The sequence below is a fragment of the Pseudomonas baetica genome, from assembly GCF_019733355.1.
In the GTDB taxonomy this organism is placed as follows: Bacteria; Pseudomonadota; Gammaproteobacteria; order Pseudomonadales; family Pseudomonadaceae; genus Aquipseudomonas; species Aquipseudomonas baetica_A.
In genome coordinates, this window is record NZ_JAIHLQ010000006.1 from 16506 (window position 1) to 34990 (window position 18485).

At 53.3% G+C, this 18485-nt stretch carries 24 protein-coding genes; 2 read left to right on the plus strand and 22 right to left on the minus strand.

What is annotated here, in order from left to right; translation table 11 throughout:
* Positions 1-35: 35 nt before the first annotated feature.
* The gene (locus tag K5E40_RS07420; RefSeq protein WP_169904105.1) at positions 36-842 is read right to left on the minus strand and encodes an N-6 DNA methylase; all 807 of its coding nucleotides are present in this window, start codon (positions 840-842) and stop codon (positions 36-38) included.
* Positions 843-1035: 193 nt separating this feature from the next.
* Between K5E40_RS07420 and K5E40_RS07425 the strand changes: the two genes are divergently transcribed.
* Positions 1036-1416 (plus strand): hypothetical protein, encoded by a 381-nt coding sequence (locus K5E40_RS07425; protein WP_078466155.1) that lies wholly within the window; start codon positions 1036-1038, stop codon positions 1414-1416.
* A gap of 220 nt (positions 1417-1636) precedes the next feature.
* Here the strand turns inward: K5E40_RS07425 and K5E40_RS07430 are convergent, their stop codons facing one another.
* From K5E40_RS07430 to K5E40_RS07495, 14 genes are all read right to left on the minus strand, one after another.
* On the minus strand, positions 1637-2125 hold the full coding sequence (locus K5E40_RS07430) for an Arc family DNA-binding protein (protein WP_078465940.1): 489 nt from the start codon (positions 2123-2125) through the stop codon (positions 1637-1639).
* Positions 2126-2289: 164 nt separating this feature from the next.
* On the minus strand, positions 2290-2787 hold the full coding sequence (locus K5E40_RS07435) for a hypothetical protein (RefSeq protein WP_221730288.1): 498 nt from the start codon (positions 2785-2787) through the stop codon (positions 2290-2292).
* 648 nt (positions 2788-3435) lie between these two features.
* Positions 3436-3963 (minus strand): DUF262 domain-containing protein, encoded by a 528-nt coding sequence (locus K5E40_RS07440; protein WP_078465942.1) that lies wholly within the window; start codon positions 3961-3963, stop codon positions 3436-3438.
* Positions 3964-4023: 60 nt separating this feature from the next.
* Positions 4024-4347 (minus strand): hypothetical protein, encoded by a 324-nt coding sequence (locus K5E40_RS07445; RefSeq protein WP_078465943.1) that lies wholly within the window; start codon positions 4345-4347, stop codon positions 4024-4026.
* 238 nt (positions 4348-4585) lie between these two features.
* Positions 4586-5320: a hypothetical protein gene (locus tag K5E40_RS07450; protein ID WP_169904103.1), complete on the minus strand. Its 735-nt coding sequence runs from the start codon at positions 5318-5320 to the stop codon at positions 4586-4588.
* Positions 5321-5410: 90 nt separating this feature from the next.
* Positions 5411-5938 (minus strand): hypothetical protein, encoded by a 528-nt coding sequence (locus K5E40_RS07455; protein WP_078465944.1) that lies wholly within the window; start codon positions 5936-5938, stop codon positions 5411-5413.
* Between the two features lie 59 nt (positions 5939-5997).
* The gene (locus tag K5E40_RS07460; RefSeq protein ID WP_011923178.1) at positions 5998-7662 is read right to left on the minus strand and encodes a DEAD/DEAH box helicase; all 1665 of its coding nucleotides are present in this window, start codon (positions 7660-7662) and stop codon (positions 5998-6000) included.
* Positions 7659-8015 (minus strand): hypothetical protein, encoded by a 357-nt coding sequence (locus K5E40_RS07465; RefSeq protein WP_153045973.1) that lies wholly within the window; start codon positions 8013-8015, stop codon positions 7659-7661. Before K5E40_RS07465 ends, K5E40_RS07460 begins: the two co-directional genes overlap by 4 nt.
* A gap of 170 nt (positions 8016-8185) precedes the next feature.
* A complete protein-coding gene (locus tag K5E40_RS07470; RefSeq protein WP_169904102.1) occupies positions 8186-8605 on the minus strand; it encodes a hypothetical protein in 420 nt (139 codons plus the stop codon).
* Between the two features lie 70 nt (positions 8606-8675).
* A complete protein-coding gene (locus K5E40_RS07475; protein ID WP_078465947.1) occupies positions 8676-9659 on the minus strand; it encodes a hypothetical protein in 984 nt (327 codons plus the stop codon).
* A gap of 68 nt (positions 9660-9727) precedes the next feature.
* Entirely contained in the window at positions 9728-10228 is a 501-nt protein-coding gene (locus tag K5E40_RS07480; protein ID WP_161952147.1) for a J domain-containing protein, read from the minus strand.
* A 35-nt stretch (positions 10229-10263) separates the two neighbouring features.
* Positions 10264-10518: a hypothetical protein gene (locus tag K5E40_RS07485; protein ID WP_078465949.1), complete on the minus strand. Its 255-nt coding sequence runs from the start codon at positions 10516-10518 to the stop codon at positions 10264-10266.
* A gap of 162 nt (positions 10519-10680) precedes the next feature.
* Complete coding sequence (locus K5E40_RS07490) at positions 10681-11058, minus strand: hypothetical protein (protein WP_221730289.1); 378 nt, start codon at positions 11056-11058, stop codon at positions 10681-10683.
* A 45-nt stretch (positions 11059-11103) separates the two neighbouring features.
* Positions 11104-11565, minus strand: a complete 462-nt coding sequence (locus K5E40_RS07495) for a hypothetical protein (RefSeq protein ID WP_011923172.1) — start codon at positions 11563-11565, stop codon at positions 11104-11106.
* A gap of 148 nt (positions 11566-11713) precedes the next feature.
* Between K5E40_RS07495 and K5E40_RS07500 the strand changes: the two genes are divergently transcribed.
* Positions 11714-12520: a cold shock domain-containing protein gene (locus K5E40_RS07500; protein ID WP_221730290.1), complete on the plus strand. Its 807-nt coding sequence runs from the start codon at positions 11714-11716 to the stop codon at positions 12518-12520.
* Between the two features lie 162 nt (positions 12521-12682).
* Here K5E40_RS07500 and K5E40_RS07505 read toward each other — a convergent pair whose 3' ends face one another.
* The 7 genes from K5E40_RS07505 to K5E40_RS07535 form a co-directional block, all read right to left on the minus strand.
* Positions 12683-13657 (minus strand): hypothetical protein, encoded by a 975-nt coding sequence (locus tag K5E40_RS07505; RefSeq protein WP_221730291.1) that lies wholly within the window; start codon positions 13655-13657, stop codon positions 12683-12685.
* Between the two features lie 254 nt (positions 13658-13911).
* Positions 13912-14436 carry a hypothetical protein gene (locus K5E40_RS07510; protein WP_221730292.1) on the minus strand — a complete coding sequence of 175 codons (525 nt, stop codon included), beginning with the start codon at positions 14434-14436 and terminating at the stop codon, positions 13912-13914.
* Between the two features lie 104 nt (positions 14437-14540).
* Positions 14541-16481, minus strand: coding sequence for an AAA family ATPase (locus tag K5E40_RS07515; protein ID WP_169904098.1), 1941 nt, complete (start codon positions 16479-16481; stop codon positions 14541-14543).
* Positions 16478-16894 (minus strand): hypothetical protein, encoded by a 417-nt coding sequence (locus tag K5E40_RS07520; protein ID WP_153045976.1) that lies wholly within the window; start codon positions 16892-16894, stop codon positions 16478-16480. The genes K5E40_RS07515 and K5E40_RS07520 overlap by 4 nt, the downstream gene beginning before the upstream one ends.
* An 83-nt stretch (positions 16895-16977) precedes the next feature.
* Positions 16978-17349 (minus strand): hypothetical protein, encoded by a 372-nt coding sequence (locus K5E40_RS07525; protein WP_078465956.1) that lies wholly within the window; start codon positions 17347-17349, stop codon positions 16978-16980.
* 2 nt (positions 17350-17351) lie between these two features.
* Positions 17352-17834 (minus strand): hypothetical protein, encoded by a 483-nt coding sequence (locus K5E40_RS07530; RefSeq protein ID WP_078465957.1) that lies wholly within the window; start codon positions 17832-17834, stop codon positions 17352-17354.
* 86 nt (positions 17835-17920) lie between these two features.
* Positions 17921-18460 (minus strand): hypothetical protein, encoded by a 540-nt coding sequence (locus tag K5E40_RS07535; protein WP_078465958.1) that lies wholly within the window; start codon positions 18458-18460, stop codon positions 17921-17923.
* Positions 18461-18485: the final 25 nt, after the last annotated feature.

Below are 18485 nucleotides of genomic sequence, written 5' to 3' on the forward strand. Positions count from 1 at the left end.
AAACTGATTCAGCAGGTAGGGTTCTCTGCTCAACGCTACAGGTTGCTAGCCTGTACAAAATTATTGTCTACGGCTGTGTGTGCCAAAACCCCACAAGTGAATTCAGAAAGCTGCGTAGCTGAATCCTCTTTCAGATAGGCGATTCCCATCTCGCTTTCAAGTGAAAAACCGCGCTTGAGCTTGTAGTCAAAGAGATTCATGGCATGTGAGGGGGTATGCCAATGAGAATACTCAGCTAGCGTCAGGGTATTGCCGTGTACCACAACGGCCGGGATGTGAAGCAAGCTCAACTGAATGAAGGCCATGTGAACGGCGCGTATGTCGAGATCGATCAAGGTGGCGTGCAGGTGTTGCTGGTAATTGATACCCAGTTCGAGCATTGAATTAGCAAACCCGATGACCATGGCACCAGATCCGCTTGCGGGTTCCGAAAGCGTCACGAAACCTCTGCGCTTCACCTGTGCTTGAATATGCTCGCTATCCATCGCGAGCTTTGAAAGCACGGTTGAAATAGAGGGTGGGGTGAAAAATTGCCCCATATCGGCATTCGATACCCCGAGGCGCATGTAGAGCTCGCCGAGTAGATCACCAGCCTGTAAATCAAGGGCTTGAACGAGATGCTGCAGTAGCTCACCGAATTTGGGCTGATCTTGTGGTTTGTACTTGCCAATGAGGGTTAGATAGCGGGCTTCCCGAACATCACGCGCAGATTGGTCGCACGAATTGCGTATCGCGATTGCGGCCATCTCAACAAAATCGGCGAATACGCTCCTGGCTGGGTAGTAGCCTACAGAGCTGATGATGCTAGACATCGTCGCAAGGCTTTCTTTGGTACTGGGCATTGAAGCACTCCATGATTGAGCTATAGGAGTGAGTCTCTAGCGAGTGGCTGAGTGCCAGAACCACCATTTTGCTTACGGCATTTTGGCTCGCCGTATTCACAAGGTGCCGTTATCGTGAGTAGTGGGCGTCATCCATGCCTGCTACCTGGCCGCAATGAAGCGGCCAGGTACCGATCTGAACAGGAATCTATTCGTGAAGAAAGTTGCACTAATTGCCGCTGCTGTATTGTCCTTGGCCGTCCTGGGCGGTTGCGCTAACGGAAAGTCACCTCTTGACTACGAAACTGGGACTTTCGTCGCGCCAGAGAAAGTTCAACAACTTAAAACTGCTCGCGCATCTCAAGAGCAAGTTGTTAAAGAAATCGGTTATCCATCTTCAAAAGGTGAAATCTCTTCCAAGGAAATTTGGCGATACGAATATAACCTCATTACCGCGATTCCTTTCGTAGGTAAAAACAAAGCCGAAGCGACCGTCTTTGAATGGTCGAAGAGTGGTAAGTTGCTGGACGCTTACAAAACCAATGGTGGGAATGGTAGCTCCAGTAACCCACTCCTGAAAGCCGCTGGTATGTGATTTCAGTCAGATCAAAGAGGGGCTCAGATTGAGCCCCTTTTTTGTTCTTTGCTCATGATAGTCGCAAGGGTCAGGTCGGTGCTCACAGATGGCTGCAGATGGCGCTAATGACATTGTCATAGCTTGAGGCCGGCAAGAGTGAGAAAGGCGGGAGGCAGTTCGTAGAGAGGCAAGGACGGTCAAAGGAGATGAGAGGCGGGCCGCATTTAGCCCGCGCGGATCAGTGTTTGACAACTGCCGAGGGGAATTGAATGTCAGGATCTTCACATCGCTTCAAAAGTGCTTCAATTTGTTGGCTGTAGTAGACCCAGTCAGCACAAGCATTGGCAATCGCAATCTTCATGGTGTCGGCCGATGATGCTTTAACCTCATCCCGCAAGCCTTCTGGAAAGCGAATGTTGAAACCCTGTACGGTGCCTTCCTCAGGATCAATCCGCTGGAACCTTAAAAGCACCTCGTCAGCCACATCTGAGCCCAGCCGGGTGGCCAGGGAGTTGCGCATTGTGATCAGCCGGCGATGACTCTCAAATTGGCTGATAACTGCGAGTGCCACTTCACTGTTGAAACTGCGGAACTGGCGTCGAGCCACCTCTTCGATAGCTTCTTTGAGCACGATCGGAATACGAAGTACGAATTTTTCAGCCGTCCGCGACGGGGCCGCAGGGAATGCGGAATCCGGGGTTGATGTCAGGCTGGTCGAGCTATTCATGGTGTCAGACTCAGGTCGGTAGTCAATAAAACTGGGCGCATTCTCCGCTGAACCTTATCATTTTTCCAGTCAAGAACATGACGCCAAATTGCCTGTTGTCGGATTTCTACGGCAGTTTGGCGCTTTGTTCATGTGGGGAATAGGTTTCAGCAGATGTTTTGCATTCAGAGGCCTTTGAGTGTCTCGTTCAGGAACTCGATTTCTGATTCACCATAGGCCTCAATCAAACCTTTCTTCACCTCAGGGGTGAAGATGTAAGGGAAGACCTCAACTTTTCCTGGAGTTGAGTGGAACACTACCAGTGTCGACTTTGCAGTGGCCTCACGCAATTCACGCACGATGTCCATTTCATCGGCTATTTGGGCAATGGCCAGGCGCATGAAGTCAGTTGGATTTGTGGGGCGGATTGCATTCTTGGGGATCTGCGTGAGATCCAAGCTGAAACCATGCTTCACTAGATTATCAATGATCTGTTCTTGAAGCCCCTTGTTCAGTACCAAGGTGAATTCTCGATTGCGCTCAGAACCTGATGCAGAGCCTACAATTGCACCAAAGAAAAGGAGTGAGCACGACCACTCTCGGTTTCCAGGACTGGATGACGGTCCCTTAAGATTTCCGAGGGTGAGTTTTGCATCTTTTGCCGCGCGCAATGATTCGAACATGATCAGGTGCTCTGCTGTTAGGAAGCACCAGAATCAGTGGCTTTAGGGTGTGCCAGAAGGGGGTCATTTGAGAGATTCAATAACTGTGAAATACAACGAAAGCGCCTATTCACTAATTCCACGGACATCCATAAGGCTTAGCTCATAGCCAGCTCGATCCTTATTGCATAGTTCAATGCCTATGGAGATTAAAGCTCTGCGCGTGCGATATGAAGCACGCGCAAATTGCCCGCGGTTGTGGTCGATCTTGTTCTATTCACGTGGCAACCAAACGGTACTCGCATCAAGATCTACGGTGAATCCTCATGCTGCTATTTCTGCGGCTGCCAAGGCGTAGTCGTCGCCCCATGACTATGTGAGGAAACGAAGTCATCAAGTATTAGCAGTTCGATAAAGGGCTTCTTGCGATCTCGGCCGTTCCAGTCGCTACCATGTCCAGCTACCAGGTGCTGATGTGAATCTCGCAACCGGGGCATAGCTAACGGATGTCCACAGTTAGGTTGATTGAGGCATAGCCCTTACAGCTTGAAGGAGACCTCCACTAGGCATGCAGGTTTCGAAGTAGCAAAGAGCTTATGAGGTCATGGGGGCTCGCTTGATCTTCTTGCTGTGGCGTCCTGAGCCGCACTGAGGTGATGTGACAGCAAACTACTGGTCCACGCGCGCCATGTCGGCTTCGGTGTGAGGAACTCCGCCTTTGTTCAGCCGTTTGTAGAGCGACTTCAAGGTCAGTTCGTCACCGATGTACTCGATCTCCATTTGAGGGAATGGATGGTGTAGAAAACGTCGCATCTGATCGGCGCGGGGAATATCTGACCAGTAGATGTCACCAAAGATTGGGAACTCGCCGGCAAGGAAGTCACGCACGGCCGATACTCGCTGCTGACCATCCAGCAACCATCCAGCCATGGGAGCCGGCTTAGCAGAATCTCCCTCCCACTCACGGCCGTTTACAACGAGAAAACCGGTTCCGAAGCCTAAAAAAACACCTTCGATGAAGCTAACCTTCTTCTCACGGTCCCAGCATTCAGCACGCTGCCAGTCGGGCAACACGAAGCGCATGATTTGGCGGCTTTCTGGAAGAAGGGTGAGGTCGCGATTTATTGAAGCCGTAGGGATCAGGCATTCGATCGTAAAAGCGCGGGTCGTACCATTGAGCAGTCGAGGGGGAAGCATTGCGGTATCTCCATAACGGTTATACCGCACATCTTCTGGTGGTTTATATCGTGCCAGAAGCTACCTATGTATGACTCCACTGATAGCGTCACTAGGCATAAAGCCAGCGACCATCTCAAGACCAACATCGCCTCCGGAAGTCATCAGCAGGGCTGCCATTGGGTGCTGACGCGCCTCTTTTGCGTTCATCCCGAAAGCGTTAAACACTGGGATGCCAAAGTAGATCTGATCTGTCGGTGCAATGCCTACCTGTTCGGAAACCGCAGCCAGGGCACCACTCAGAGCGGCTTTACGCTCACGCCATGGCAGCTCAGAGATAATTCTGGCAGATCGGTTAAATGGTTTACCTACATTGTCCAACGCTTCATAGGGCACTGATTTCATCGACGGTTCTCTGTATTCAGAAGTTGAGTGCACCCATTGTCTTGCTATTAGCGTGTGCCTCAAGCCTGGTCATCCATCTGGATCGAAACTCGCAGACCGAGGCCCTTAATCAGTAGCGCGGCTTGCGTAGGGTTGATCAGCGAATTCTTGAATTGGCGTGGGTCAGACATGAGAATGAGAGTTGAGTACAATCCAAAATGGGGCATGGAATGCATGCCCCTTGGGATGTGCTTTGGGATCAGAAGCAGAAACCATGCTGCATAGGAGCGCTCGATTCAGGGGCAGAATGGGCTGGCTCATTTGTTGGCTTTGGCTCCGACACTGGTGCGACTACCGAGACAGCTGTAGGTGGCTGGTATTCGGGTTCAGTGATCTCACCCTTCTGGACGCGAAGCGCTTGAAGGGATAGGTAGGCTTCAAGGTATGGTCGAAACTTAGATCCGTGAAGACCGCGCGTTGAAAGGTCGCGTCCCTGGGTCTGAGCACGATTCGCGATGTAGTTGCGCTTGTTTTGAGACATCAGCAGGACGTAACCAGCGCTATACCAGCCTTCGATCATTGTGATGATCGCCGGCATGTTCTCCTTGAACACCCGCTGCGCAGATTTGAGCTCGTGATCAAGCCGGGCTTTCGCTTTCGTCAGATCGTCGTCCAATTCACTTACACCACACCATGCTCGGAGGGCTTCGCGTGAAGCTCCTTGGGCCTTAGGAAGTTTCAGGCCTGCAACTGTGCAGAACACTTCTTTGCCAACTGAATTCAGTCCATTGCAGATGTGCTCAAGGCCGTAGAAATCTTTATTCAAAACCTTCTCTGCAAAGCCGATGTGGTACTCGCGGACGTCCGCAGGCTGGCCGGCGCACTTCGCGTGCATGCTCTGCATGTAAAGGGTCGCGATCGAGGTGATCAGTTCAGCCCGGGGCAGACCGGACTGCAACAGGGTAGAGGTGGCATGGCTGGAAGTGCTGATCATCTGAATGAAGCCTCAATGTAGTGAATGAGGCTATTTTCAGATCGGAAATGATGTGGCAGAACCCCTGGAAGAGTAGGCGTACGAGGTAAATCAGGATGCTTGTATGTCTTCAGTAAAGTGTTCCTGGATAGCACTCTCACAGCTAACCCGGTGAGGGCCTGGCCAGTCTTTTACCCATTGCGGCGCCTCCACTGCTAGCCTCAGGTCGTCGGAGTGGTCGTCGTTGTCCTTCAGCTTCAGCGCTTGGAGCATACCCATGTCAAGTATGGCGGCCGTGACATCGATCTGCGTTTCACCCGGGTCCGCCACAGTGGCATTGTCTTGAATCCAGACCTCTGGGTAGAACGTTACGAAAACACGTTGCGATTCTGAGGCTGACGCCAAGTACCAGGTGCGGAATTGAACTGCGGTCGCACCATCGGATGCCGCGGGAAATCGGTCAATGATGTAACCACTGACCTCGATGTTGTGGGACGGTTCGCCGTCGCGTGAACAGGCGAGAAGACCGAACTGGCCTTTGAGATGTGACGGTTGGAAGCAGACCAGTTGCTTCATGCTGTCTTTGTAGTAGACCCGGCAGTTGCCGTTATCGGTGTGGTGGAAAGTCAGAAGTTTCATGGGCGCTCCCAATGATTGGACGCGCCCATGATTAGACCTGGCCCAGCGTGGCAGAACCCTTAGGCTGCCTGTTGAGCGTTTTTAGGCAGATAGCGCTCTACCAACAGTCGCATGCGGCCTGTATCCGGCACATTCGCCTCAAAGACTCGGCCGGGGTCAGTGATACCTGTGCCTTGTGCAGCCTTAACTCCCAAAAGTTCGATGATCGGAGGATCTGATCCATCCTCTGACACAAGGAATATGGATAGCACAGGGTTGGGCTGACCTTCGCGGTCTAGCCTTCCTGTGACCTGCTCGTGCACTTTGGGCGACCAGTCCAGTTCACCGTGCAGCACAACACTGCATCGAGCCTGTAGCCCGTCGAGGCCTGCCCCGGAGCGCAGTGACAGAATCAGAACATTCGACTCTCCCGCTAGGAAGCGACGTTTGGATTCTTCCTTCTGCTTGGGCGACTCACTCCCCGTGTACATAACGGGGTTCCACTGGGCCAGCTCTTCATTCCAGATGTCGTAGACGGCCCGATGCCAGCCTGCAAGAACAATGGGCACATTGTCCTCCAGAAACATGCGCGCGTATTGAGCAATAAATCGAGCCTTCGAGATGCCAGTGGCCTGGCGCACGAGCATGTCGAGCTCTCTGCCGGCCTGACCACGCTCTTCGAAAGTGCCAGTTTGGTACCTAAGGGCTAGCTTTCGAGCTATCTCTTCGATCGACTTCAGAGCCTTCTGATCATGGGCAATGTCCTCAACCATCGTGCTGACCTGGGGCAGCTGTCGTCCTACATCCTCTCGCGTGCGCCGCAGGAAAACCTTCTGTTCCCTAAGGTAAGATCCCAACGCCTCTGGGTCTGATACGTGCTGGCCATCGCTACACCACTCTCGAATGAATTCTCCACGAGTACCTAACACATCGGTCTGAAGGATCTCGAAAATATTAAAGATCTCAATCCCAAAGTTGTACACCGGTGTTGCTGATAGGCCCAATCGAAAGTCCACATTCTGGGCGAGCACGTTCGATGCTTCGCCTTTGACGCTCTCCAGGCCTTTGCGAAGGCCGCCGATCTCATCCCAGCAAGCTGATTTGAAAAAACGACTTCTGAACATATCAACCCACCCGGCCAATTTACCGTATGTGATGATGTAGACGTCGCTGGGCGGGAGGTCGTAGGGCGTTCCGGTCCGGATTATGTGCGCCGACAGATCAGAGAATTCCTCTACCTTGTTCAGCCATTGTTTTTGAAGGTGAGTGTCCACAACCACTAACCCGGGTCTACATGCCGGATTCAGCAGCCACATCACGGTAGCCGCCGTTTTCCCGAGTCCGATGTCGTCCCCCAGCAGAAGTGTGCCGGTAGCGTGGGCGAGTGCAGCAGCTTGCATTTGGTAAAGCCGTGACTGGCATGCGGGCTTCAATCCTGAGCATGGGGACGGAACGAAGCTGGGAAGGAGGATCTGTTCGAGTTCAGCCTTCCGAGCCTGAAAGCCTTTGCGGCCCTTTTTCAAAGCCCTGGCTGCAGAATCCGAAATGTCGAGAGGGTAGCGACTGGCAAACCATTCAAGATCGCTGCAATGCTCCAGATCATTAGGGAACGTGAAGCAATCAACCTGAGTTTTCGATACTCGCGGGAAAATCTGCTTGAGACGGATCGCTACGTGCGGAGCTAACCCCTCAAGCAGCCACTGACGTTTACTGTCTGTCAGGGTCAACTTGCCATAGGTATTCATCGCAGCCACCCCCGGCCCATTGAAGCGAAGATGGCGGGGGTGTCACTGATCTGCGGTGGAATGGCAATTGCTGTAGCGCTGAGCAGGATGATCCCGTCCACGCTTTGGTGCTTTGAATAGCGCTCTAGTTGGCGGAGGATCTTCATCCGTTGGCACCGGGTTTTCATTTCGAGAACGATTGAGAAGCCCGATTCTGAGATAAGAAAATCGGGGATGTCCTGGGCTGAAAGTCTGTGTTCGCGTTTGATGTCAAAACCTGCGCCGAGAAGTAGAGTCTCCATTTGGGCTTGGGCGACCTTCTCATCTTTCATCGCAACGCGTTGACTGGAGCAGAACCTGACAATCTTGGACATGGCTAGTCGAAGAGCCGTTATCCGCTCGTCATTGTCGATAGCCGTGCCCACAACGGAGTGTGTTGGCATATGTGGTAACCATGGGAGATAGTCGTTCAAGTACACCTTAACGACGGGCATCCGGCTATCCAAAACCCATGCATGAAAATTCGCCAATGCTTTGTGACTACTTAACAGATTTCGGCAGCCTGCTCTCGCGAGGAACTGAAATTACGGGTCAGAGCATTGCGTTTCCTCGCTGCAATGCGTTCTTGGATACGGGAGCGGGCGGCCAGCCGTTCTTCACCAAAAGACGGCAACGCTAAGCCCAGCAGGTGGAAGCGCAAGCGTTCTGCTGCAGTCATCCAGTCCAATACTGTGCATCCTGCAGAATCACCCGCCATGTAGTGCCCTGAAGGTTCGGCCAGTCCTGCGCGGTCACCCGTCTCGTACCTGGATTTGGATATCTCAGATAAGGAATGGCGCTCAGCCGTAATAGCGTCGACACTCAGTGATGAACGGATTTCTTGGGCATGGGCCTCATCGCTGGTTACCGCGGTAGAAGGCTGCGGTTTAACTTCCAGCACAGAAGTTGTAGGTATGGATTTCATGATGAGCCCCGATCAGTGAGTGATTGATAATCGGGGTGTAATGGTTGTGGCAGAAGCCCATGTGGGGTTATCAGTGCATCAATGCCCGGTCCATATCCACTTTGACGCCCGCCCAAGCTTCGAGCTCCCATCCTGATCCGAGCTTCACTCGATAGCTTGCCTCAACCTCGCCGCTTGTGAATACGGCCCGACCATCACCAAAGTGAATGCAGGTGAACCCTTTGTACGGCACCAGGTTTAAGCAGTGTTTTTTCATGTCGACATCTGAGGGAACGTAGTGCTGCTCAACCTTCACCATTTCACCGTCAACCTCACGCTGCCAGACGACCACGGAGCCCTCTTCGACAACCACCTGTAGCGTTTCCTCCTCATCACGATAGAGGACGCCGTATTCCTCACCAAAGGCTAGAGTGCTGCCGGGCATCCAAGGTCTGTGTTGAGGGGCTGCCGTTGTAAGGCTTTGGCGCGTACTGCCTGACTTCAGCTCCATGAGTGCATCCGTGGACCATGCCTGAAGGCCGATACCCCGGCGAGCAAGCAGGTCAACCAAGGCCAAGTGAAGGGCAGATGCAGCATCAGCTACTACGGAGTCATCGTTGTCTGAGCTCATGACCTTGTTCAAGCTACTACCAAGTTCATTAAGATGTTGACGAACACTCTCAACCGAACTGTATGCGGTCGGTACCGCAGCTTTGCGGAACCGGTTAAACAGAGCATGCACACTCGCCTCAAATGAGGTTGGGAGTGGTGCCAGACCGACGTACGCGTCCTCCCGGCGGGTCACGGCTCCCGAGTCGACATCCCCAATCAGGACATACTCACGCTCGCCTGGGTATTGGGCGATGGTGAATAGAGGATCACCCGCCAGGTTGTCTCCGGAAGACGTTTGGTAGGACAGGCTGAGCAGCTCAATAACAAGCGCTGTAGGCCGGCCGATGAAATCCTTCATCAGGGAATAGAACAAGATCTCAGGGTCTTGGCTGTCGTGACTGGAATTGGAGTAGAGAGTGGCCGCGGCCGGGTGGCCAATCTCATAGATGATCCGTTTGCCCATAAGTTGAAGCTCCATCTGGTGAACGTTTAGCCATGATCAATTTTGTGCTCGGAAGCCGACAGACCTGGTTAGAAAATGACGTCTTTGAATAGGTAGGCAGCTACGATAACTTGGAGCATAACAACGAGGTGTACCGGCCGGTTTAGCAGCCACCTGATTGTCGGTGGGGTGTTCTGATTGTCCGCTACTCGTCTCATCATCCGACGCAGCTTCTGCCCCATCTGAGTGTTCGCCACGAGGTCTAGAAGTCCGGCGGGGTTCGCAGAGATCGGTGCTACGCGTTCGGGAATATGTGGGGCGGGACGCGGCTCTTGCTCAGTTCTGTGTGATTTCGCTGCCAGTGCAGACTTGCGTGCTGCCTTCAGTTTTGCATCGTAAACCGAGCGTTTATCCGGTTCAGAGAGTATTTCATAAGCATCTGTGATGATCAGAAATATCCGGCTGGCTTCCTCAGCGTTGTCTGAGTTCCTGTCAGGATGATAGCGCTGAGCGAGGACCTTGTAAGAAGCCTTGATGATTGCCTGATCTGCGTTCTCTTGGACCTGCAGGTTGTGATAATGGGTACGCATATTCGAAATCATGTCTTCTTGGAGAGTGCAGGCGGCTACTGACCACCCATCGCGGGCAAAAGGATCCAATGATAGATGCCGTTCATGTTTGTCAGCAGGAAGCAGGCTTGCAAGGTGAGCAGCCAGCGAGCTTTTATTCTACCGGCATGACCAGCAAGCATCGCGCTGCTCACCAAGAACAACACGTAACCGTAAGAGGAGTAGGTGACATTCAACGACAAGAGCACAGCCCCGGAGATTCCTGCGACAGTGCCAGCTTTTTCCAGAAACCGCGTCAGGTCGAATGTCATTGTCCTGCCCTCATGAGTTGGTAATTGGATTGTGTGTGGAAAGGCTTTGTGCCACCAGCCAAAACGAGGCAGCATTTTCAGGACTTCTGGTTGTGTGGCGTGGTCTTGAGCTCCCCTCGAACCGTCTGGCGTGGCGAAGCGATAAGCAAGAGGGGAGGTCGGTCAGGTTGGGATTCGAGCGATCTTGAAGAAACACTGGTAGCTATCCCACTGCCTGGCGCTGGCGTATGTGTCGGCCAACACTTCAAGTGCGACGGTGGGAAGAGACTGCACGTTTTCAAATTGCAGAGAACCGGGTTCCTGGAACTCACCGTGCCCTTCAGCGGCAAGTCGTGCAGCGCATGAATCAAACAGCGATTGATCTGCAGTGATATGTGGGAGGGCATACCCAACAAACCGCAACAATGCCGCGTGGGCCGAAGGGTAGAACTCTGGGCCAATCAATCCATCCGAAATGTTACCAAGATCGTGAACATCAGCAAAAATCAGGACATGAGCTGTAGATGCTGGCTCATTTTGTAGTGTTGAAGTAGGAGTCATGTTTCCTCCGGATGAAAGGAGCCCGCAGGCTCCACAGCAGTCTGTTTATTCAGCGTCCGGCTCGAACTCTTCCCACAGGCCGAGTTTCACAAGCAGGGCTTTCAGCGCGATCGTAGATGCCTCTGGATCAGTCCCCTGCTCAACGTCAAGCACAGCTTCACGAGCGGAGCTTGCGAGCTCCCGAAGTTGATCTCGAAGGGAGTTCGCACACACCACTGAGGTGTGAGTGCCGGGGGTTTCAATAGCGATGCTATCTCCCTCAATCTCACTCCAAACTGCTTCGCTAAGAAGGCACTCGGTGCCATCAGAGTCCGCGAGGTAGACATCATCACCCACCTGCTGAGTTTCAGATGCGTCCCAGTTCAGTTGCGAGCCGCCGGTAAACTCGAACTGCGTCTTGCCGGCCTCTTTGAAGATTTGCTGAGGTACGCCAGCTGGAATGAACTCGATGGTCTTTTCCAGGCGCAGGCCTGTAGTTGGGTGATATGGGAAGAGTGTGGTGGACATGGTGACAGCTCCAGTGCGTGTTTGGTGGAGCCATATTCATGCCTCCTCGCATGTGCCAGAACCCCCCCAGCAAAAGAACAACCACGGTTAGAGTTGTGTCAGCTCAATGCCGGTAGAATCCCCCACATCGGATTTAAAGGATGTGTTTGTGGATCAGGAAAAAATCGCTGCCGGCAGTATTGAAGGTGAGGTGATCAGTTTTGTTGCCTCGAAAGGCTACGGTTTCATCAGCGGTGATGATGGCGAGCGATATTTCGTCCATCAGAAGGACGTCAAGGGTGGCGAGCCTCTGACATCCGGCCAGCGAGTGACCTTCGTTCCTACTCCGTCCCCCAAAGGGTCGAAGGCCAGGCATGTTCTTCCAGGAATCGGACCAACCCTGATTTATACCAATCCCGACAATTTTGTTTGGTCGAAATCCGGTGCTCCGAAAGGGATGGAGGTCATGATGACCACCGGGGATGGCTGGGCACAGTCGAACGATCCCAATCAAGCCCGCGGGATGTTGGTGGCTCAGGCTCAGGAGAATGGCGCGAATGCTGTGATCTTTGCTTCGCTTGAGAAGTACACCGACTCAGCCGCATGCAGTAATTACCGCTTCACCATGCACCGCTTTACAGGTCAGTACGCCATTGTGAAAGTCGTCAGCCTCAGCTCAGATCCAGCGGCCATCATGGAGTCTCAAGCGCAGATGCAGGATCTTCACGACTGGTGGCAAAGCAAGACAGTCCCTCGAAGCGAAACGTGGGAGCTGTCGGCAAACGAAACTAGATTGATAGAACCCGCAAAGGTTAAGTTTATCCTGGGACTAATTTGGTCTTGGTCACTAACCCTACTCAAGATACTTGGGCTCTCTTGTCTGTTTTTTTACCGGCAAGGGGTGAAGTTCATCAAGGGGCGGTTGGCTGCTGACCGAATTGAAGACAAAAAAAGGCCGGATGACCCAGGGGAGTAGGTCATCCGGCTCAGGACCGCGGAGGGGACGCGGATTACTTAACACGATGAGACTGGGTGTCATCCTTGGCACCTGTTCTACAGAGTAACGGCTTGTTCTTGAATGACCACCCAAAACACCCATTTCTTTTTCGTCGCGCGTCTGCCGCTGTACGGGCATGGTTCAACCAACTTTCGCCGAATCGCCAGAAGCTTCGCGCGCCTTCTTCACTTCAATCCCCAGTTCAGTAAGGTGGGAAGCGTTGTCTCCACTACGGCACCCGCTAACCAGACCAAGATTTGATAATCCAGCCATGACCATGCCGTCACGATGACTGGCTGCGTCTATTGCGTAAAACAGCGCTTGGGCTTCTCGTGAGTCTAGTAGGCCAGCCACTCGAACTGGATCCGGGTAGCTGCCAGATCCGTCGCATGCACGGCACTTATAACGATTCGTCCAACCGATCCGCTTGTCCCCAGCACCATTGCACACTGGACACGTCTCGACCTGAGGATCTGAATCAGTCTTACCAGCAAGGTGTGCGCTATAAGCCCCATTAAAGGTAAGTGACACGATTTCGCATAGTTCGCTATAGGTGTCGGCCTGAAGTGTCCCTAGGTTAGCAGGAAGGATTGTAGGGCCGCCGCCCCACCGGTCGCCGATCTTGAAAGTGATCTGTGCCTGGCACGCCTGCAAATCCAAGTGAATTTCGCTGTAGAAAGAATCCCCGGAAGATCCCAGCGGCCGGAACACATAGGCGGTGATCCTGCGACTACCTCGTTGTGCAACTTGAAGCACGCTTGCGTCGACGTCGTAGCCGATAACGTGGCCCCGCGGAAGCATCAGTGAGTTCTTCAGTCTGGGGAAGACTTCATTCGCGACCTGGCGGGTGCTATCTGCGATATTCGAGCGGATGGTATTGAGCAGCACCTCTTTCGAGAAACGACCCATCATAGATGCAACCGTAAAGCCACTGTGCTTGGCCTTAGTAAAGCGTCCATCCTGCTCAAACGAAACGCCCGCCCGGGGGTACGACATATCAGCGCAACCCAGTGATTCAAAACACGCAGCGCGGACACGGGTCGCTAGCATTTCGGTCTCGCGCTCATCTAATTTAGGTGGAATGGTGCAACTCGATTTGCTGGTGGCAGTGTTCATGACCTGGATCCTGATGGCTAATTGAATGAGGCCAATCATCAAGCTAGTTGCGGCGTGCCAGAATCGCAGGCCAAAAAAAACCCACGCCTGGGGGTGTAGGCGTGGGCCCATAAATTTTGGGGATGCCCGAAGGCTTCGAAATCTCCTGCAACGTGCTCAAGGCCGTGAAGCTGGTGACTTGCATGCCCACCCCTGGGCAAATTGATTAAAACATCACTGTGCCAGCACAACTACCCAAAACACGTTGCCAAAATTCAATGTGCTTGCGCCCTGCTGCGAGGTCTCTCATTGGGGTGGCGAGCAAGGTGCGCTTCCACCGCCATTCTGCTGGCATCAGCAATCTGCTGAGGAGTCATGAGCCCTGGCTGGATCGAAGCGGCTTGCACGAGAATGTGTTGATTGGACCTGGTGTACCAGTCAACCAAGACTACATGAATGCCCGGGACGGAGTTATACGAGGGTAGAGTGCTCCAGAGTCGTGTGCCCCGGGTGTAATTGAACATCAGTGCAATGAGCATTTGGTTATCCCGCTCTGACGATCCACCTGGCAGGCTATCAATGATGTCGACCATGCCAACATAGGCATCACCGGGATTCAGCGTGAGAGAGGCGAGCAGATCTTTAGGCAGCCCATTGTCATGAACGTCCTTGATCAATTGTCCGTGGACACGGCAGCCCGCTTCATATCCGTAGGAGTAGAGCCAGACCGGGACGAAAACATGATTGCCGTCAGATTGATTCTTGTCAGGAACCCAGCCTTTTTCAATGGCCTGTTCCATGAGAGACGCGAGCGAAGGGTTTGTCCGGTTGGTCATAGCAATGCCTCAGTGAGCTAAAGAGCTAACAGGATCAGATACTTGCGTGCGTGCCAGAACCGGGGATGTTAGGATTTTTTGGATTTCGCAGACAGATCCGTAGCCCAATCACGAACCTCTCCAGGTACGATTAACTTGAAGCGTGCCCGAGTGCCGCCGGTGTAAATGGCAGCCAGCGCCTTAGCAGCGCCCATTCGGTCGCCGGACTCAATTCTCGATAAGAGGTCGGGTGCGAGCATTACAGTGTCGACCTCTGTGTTTCGAGCATCCGCAACTCGTCCGAGTTTGATAGGGGCGCGGCCAGTAGCATCGAGCCACAACAGCGATGCTTCGAAATCGGTGGCTTTGTAACCCTTCTTGAGCATGCGTTCTATACGGATAAAGGCCAGGTCATCCTTGGCCATGTCCTTCACAAGGGACGCCCAGCTTGTGTACTTGAACAGTGCACTGTGCGACGGCCGAACGCTTTTGTTGAACAGCTCGATGCAATCAAGCACGAACAGCCTGAACGCTTTGTCTGCGCCTGGCAGAAGACTGAATTTTGCCCCGGCATTGCCTAAGCGCTGGAACCACTCGAATAGGCCCCATTCGGAGTTGCAGAGTATCGTGGCCGGCTCGGTTGGGATCTCGGCGTTGTCGTAGTAGATGACTTTGGTGTCACGCTCTCGACTGCCCTCCATGTGGGCAACTCGAACCACTGGATTCTGGTCGATCAGGGTATTCACTACACCCTCAATCTGCCTACCTGCCCTTATGGAGTGAACGACCTCGCGGCTTCGGGTCGCCGGCGAGCGTTTGCTCAGGTTTCCATCCAGCCTCTGGCATGCGTCGCCGAGAGTGATCACGGGCTGTGGGCAGCGATCCAGGAATGCGCACATGGGCCACGTGAGGTCATGACTCTCGTCAATGATGATGTGGGTGTAGCCCGGGTCTATGAACGTATCGAGCGCCAGCGCCAGGTGCTTGATTCGGTGGTAACCACGCAGAGGCATTTCAATCCGAGGATCCGTAGGCTCTATAGTTTGTTGCCAGAACACTTGGGCATATTGAGCTAAAGCGATTTTATCCAACTCGGATAGTTTGGTATCCAATGGGGGGATGTGGCGAGTATCTAGCGTTGTGTCCCGACTAAAACAGAACCTCATCACCATGCGGTTGCATGTCTGGGCCACTTGCCAGGGTGCCATTGAACCTACTGGCCCAAACCCAAGGCGCTCAGCAGCCAGTGAGGGTGCGAGCTGGTGGGTAGACCATGCGCGCTTACCTGCCCGGCGATATGGCTTGCTCTGGTCTCGCTCAAGACACTCGGTAGCTAGTTGCCCGAAAGTCATCCCAGTTACACGATTTGGACCAATGCGAGCCATCAGGGCTTGGAGCTGAACCTGAGTGTACGCTAGGAGAAGAGGGCGATACCTGCTTAGGCTATCGACCATCCGCTCGATCAGATAGGTTTTCCCTGTCCCCGCCAGTGCCTGGACGTCCATGCTCTCATCAAGCTCACCTCGAAAAACGCTGAAGGTGCGGGCCTGCTGGTTAGTCAGGGTGAACTCTTTCCCGTCATTAGTAACAAATTTCTCAGTGAAGGGATTTAACTGGGCTGACAGCTGGCGCTTAAATTCAAAATTCCACTCCCCATTGGGGAAAACAAAACCGCCCTTTGAAATCAGCTCGGGATCTAGAAGACGTGCGGGGATTCGTTTAAGGTCATTTAGGCCTGTATTGAAGTTATCTCGGTTGAAGCGCGCGGCCATAAGCCGACCAAACTCACCCTGGCCGTTGGATCGCTCAACCTGAATGCCGATGCTGATGAGTTCGGCTAGAGCCTTCTCGGTTTTGTCAGCTCTGAGGTTGTGGCCAGCAAAAGCAGTTGAGTTCTGGATTACAGCCGCACTAGCGATTTCATGAACTGACCATTGGTGGAATAACTCAGCCGACCGTGAGTCCACAGCAGCAAGTTCCTCGGCTTTGTCGATTTCCAGCGGTAGGAAAAGAGTAAGTTTCGGTGTCATTGTGCTGAGCTATTTGACAGCGTCGATTGTGTGTTCAGATTCATATCTTGGCCTTCAATCGTTAGTGAGACCAAGCTGAAGGGACCATTCAGTGCTGTGGCTTCCAATACCGCGGTCCAGTACCCAGGTGTATCAGCTGGTAGCGAAGCCAACTGGTGCACTGAATTATGGTCCGGAGAGTGTACAACTTGTAGGCGTAACAGGGCATCCGGGCCTTTTTCAAAGATTGAAACCTGGAAAATGTCCATTCTTTCGTTGAATGGGCTTGCCACGTAATTCTTTGACCCAGCAAGCGCCTCAAGAGCGCGTATCAGACGCGCGCCCGCACCGAGATATCCATAAAGACTGAAAACTGCCATTACGGCCGCTTCGCGCACTATGTGAATTTCGGAATGATTGAGCCGGTTATGCATGGGAAATGCCTCTAAATTGATGAGACACATTGCCCCTGATCACAGTGTGGCAGAAGCCGTGCTTGTCGATCATGGGTAAAGCTTCAGGGAATGAGCTTTATCTCAGCATCGTCAGCCCAATCAAGCAGCTTGGCTAGCTGCTCGTTCAGATCATCAAGGGCTAAACCTGGTGGATCCTCTGGGTAGCCAAATGGCTTGATTGCATCAAGGCCGTCGATGATGGCAGCCAGATCAAAATCGAAACTGTCACCACCCTCAAGCAGCCATTGGACAGGCAGCTGCTGGCGCAGAGTCAGGGCAATGTCGGATGCAGCTGCGGAGCACTCCCGATCTGTGACCGCCCGGCTGTGCCGGGTGAAAACCGAACGGATCTTCAGGGTGCGCGGGGCGGTGCGAGTTTGCACCTTCACACCGAAGGTGATGCTATTGCGTGTCTGAGCGGCAAACGTACCCATTTTCAGATCCAAATGTAGGTTTTGGGGGATTCGGGCTTACCGATTGCGGCCAGGCGACAACGCACGGCGTGTAACTGAACATTCAAGGATGCCAGATCAGCGTTTTCAGCTGAACCTCGAACCAGAACCGCTTTTTGGATGACGGGATCGGCTTCCATCTCAGCCGCTCGCCGACAGAGGTCTTGCCGCAGCATTACGAGGTGTCCTTCTGAAAGGTCAGCAATTGGTGTTGCCAGGGCCTTCTCAAGATCTTGCTGCCCTATCCGGGCACAGCTACGCACAAAGTGGTGGCTGTGACTCATCATCTCAGCCCGTGCGTTAGAAGAGATCATTCCCCAGAAATCACTCGCCAGGCGGGTCAGAATGTTCTTGTTGATGCCCTGAATGTCTTGGGCAGAAATGACCATTTGCTGAGTCAGGTTCTGAATGAGCTCTTCGTTGCTTTCGTACAGGGCTTGGAGTTGGGGCGGGCTTGGGTATTTCATGTCAGGCTCCGTTGAATATGAAGCCAGCATGCGGCAACTTGGTGCGTGCCAGAACCGGGTGGTGCGTTGAAGCCCTGCTGTTGCTCTCAACCAACTAGCCGAAGTCCTTGGGTGACTCTCTCAGCCCTTACAAAGGTCTGGTGAGGGTGCTCCCCCGCGTCCACAGAACGAATCAGCACTTGAAATGCGGCCTCGATTGACCCGATGTCAGTAATCGCTTTCGCGGATTGAAGGTCCGAGCGGACACGATCCATCAGCCCCCAAAGTACGGGCTGGAGCTCTGGGAGTGAATCCACCCAGTCATCTTCCATAAGCATAGAGTCGACGTCATACCCTAACGAGGCGCCCAGAGACTTCATCCATCGGCTGAAACGTCGGACAAACAGGATGATCCCCAGAAACTCCCGGCTACCAACGCTGCGGTACCAGCCCGCTCCGCGCTCGGGGAACATGGCCAAGTCACTTGTGAGCATGGCGGCGATGTGCTCGGGCGGGTGTGCTGCCCGCGCGGGCATCGGCAGGGCATTATGGATTGCCTGTGTGAGCATGTTGACGTCGATGAAGTAGTAAGTGACCAGCTTCTGAGACCAGACGGCACGGTCGTACTGGCTGTTGAATTCGGTCATTTGTTGGTACCTCAGCTATGTGTTC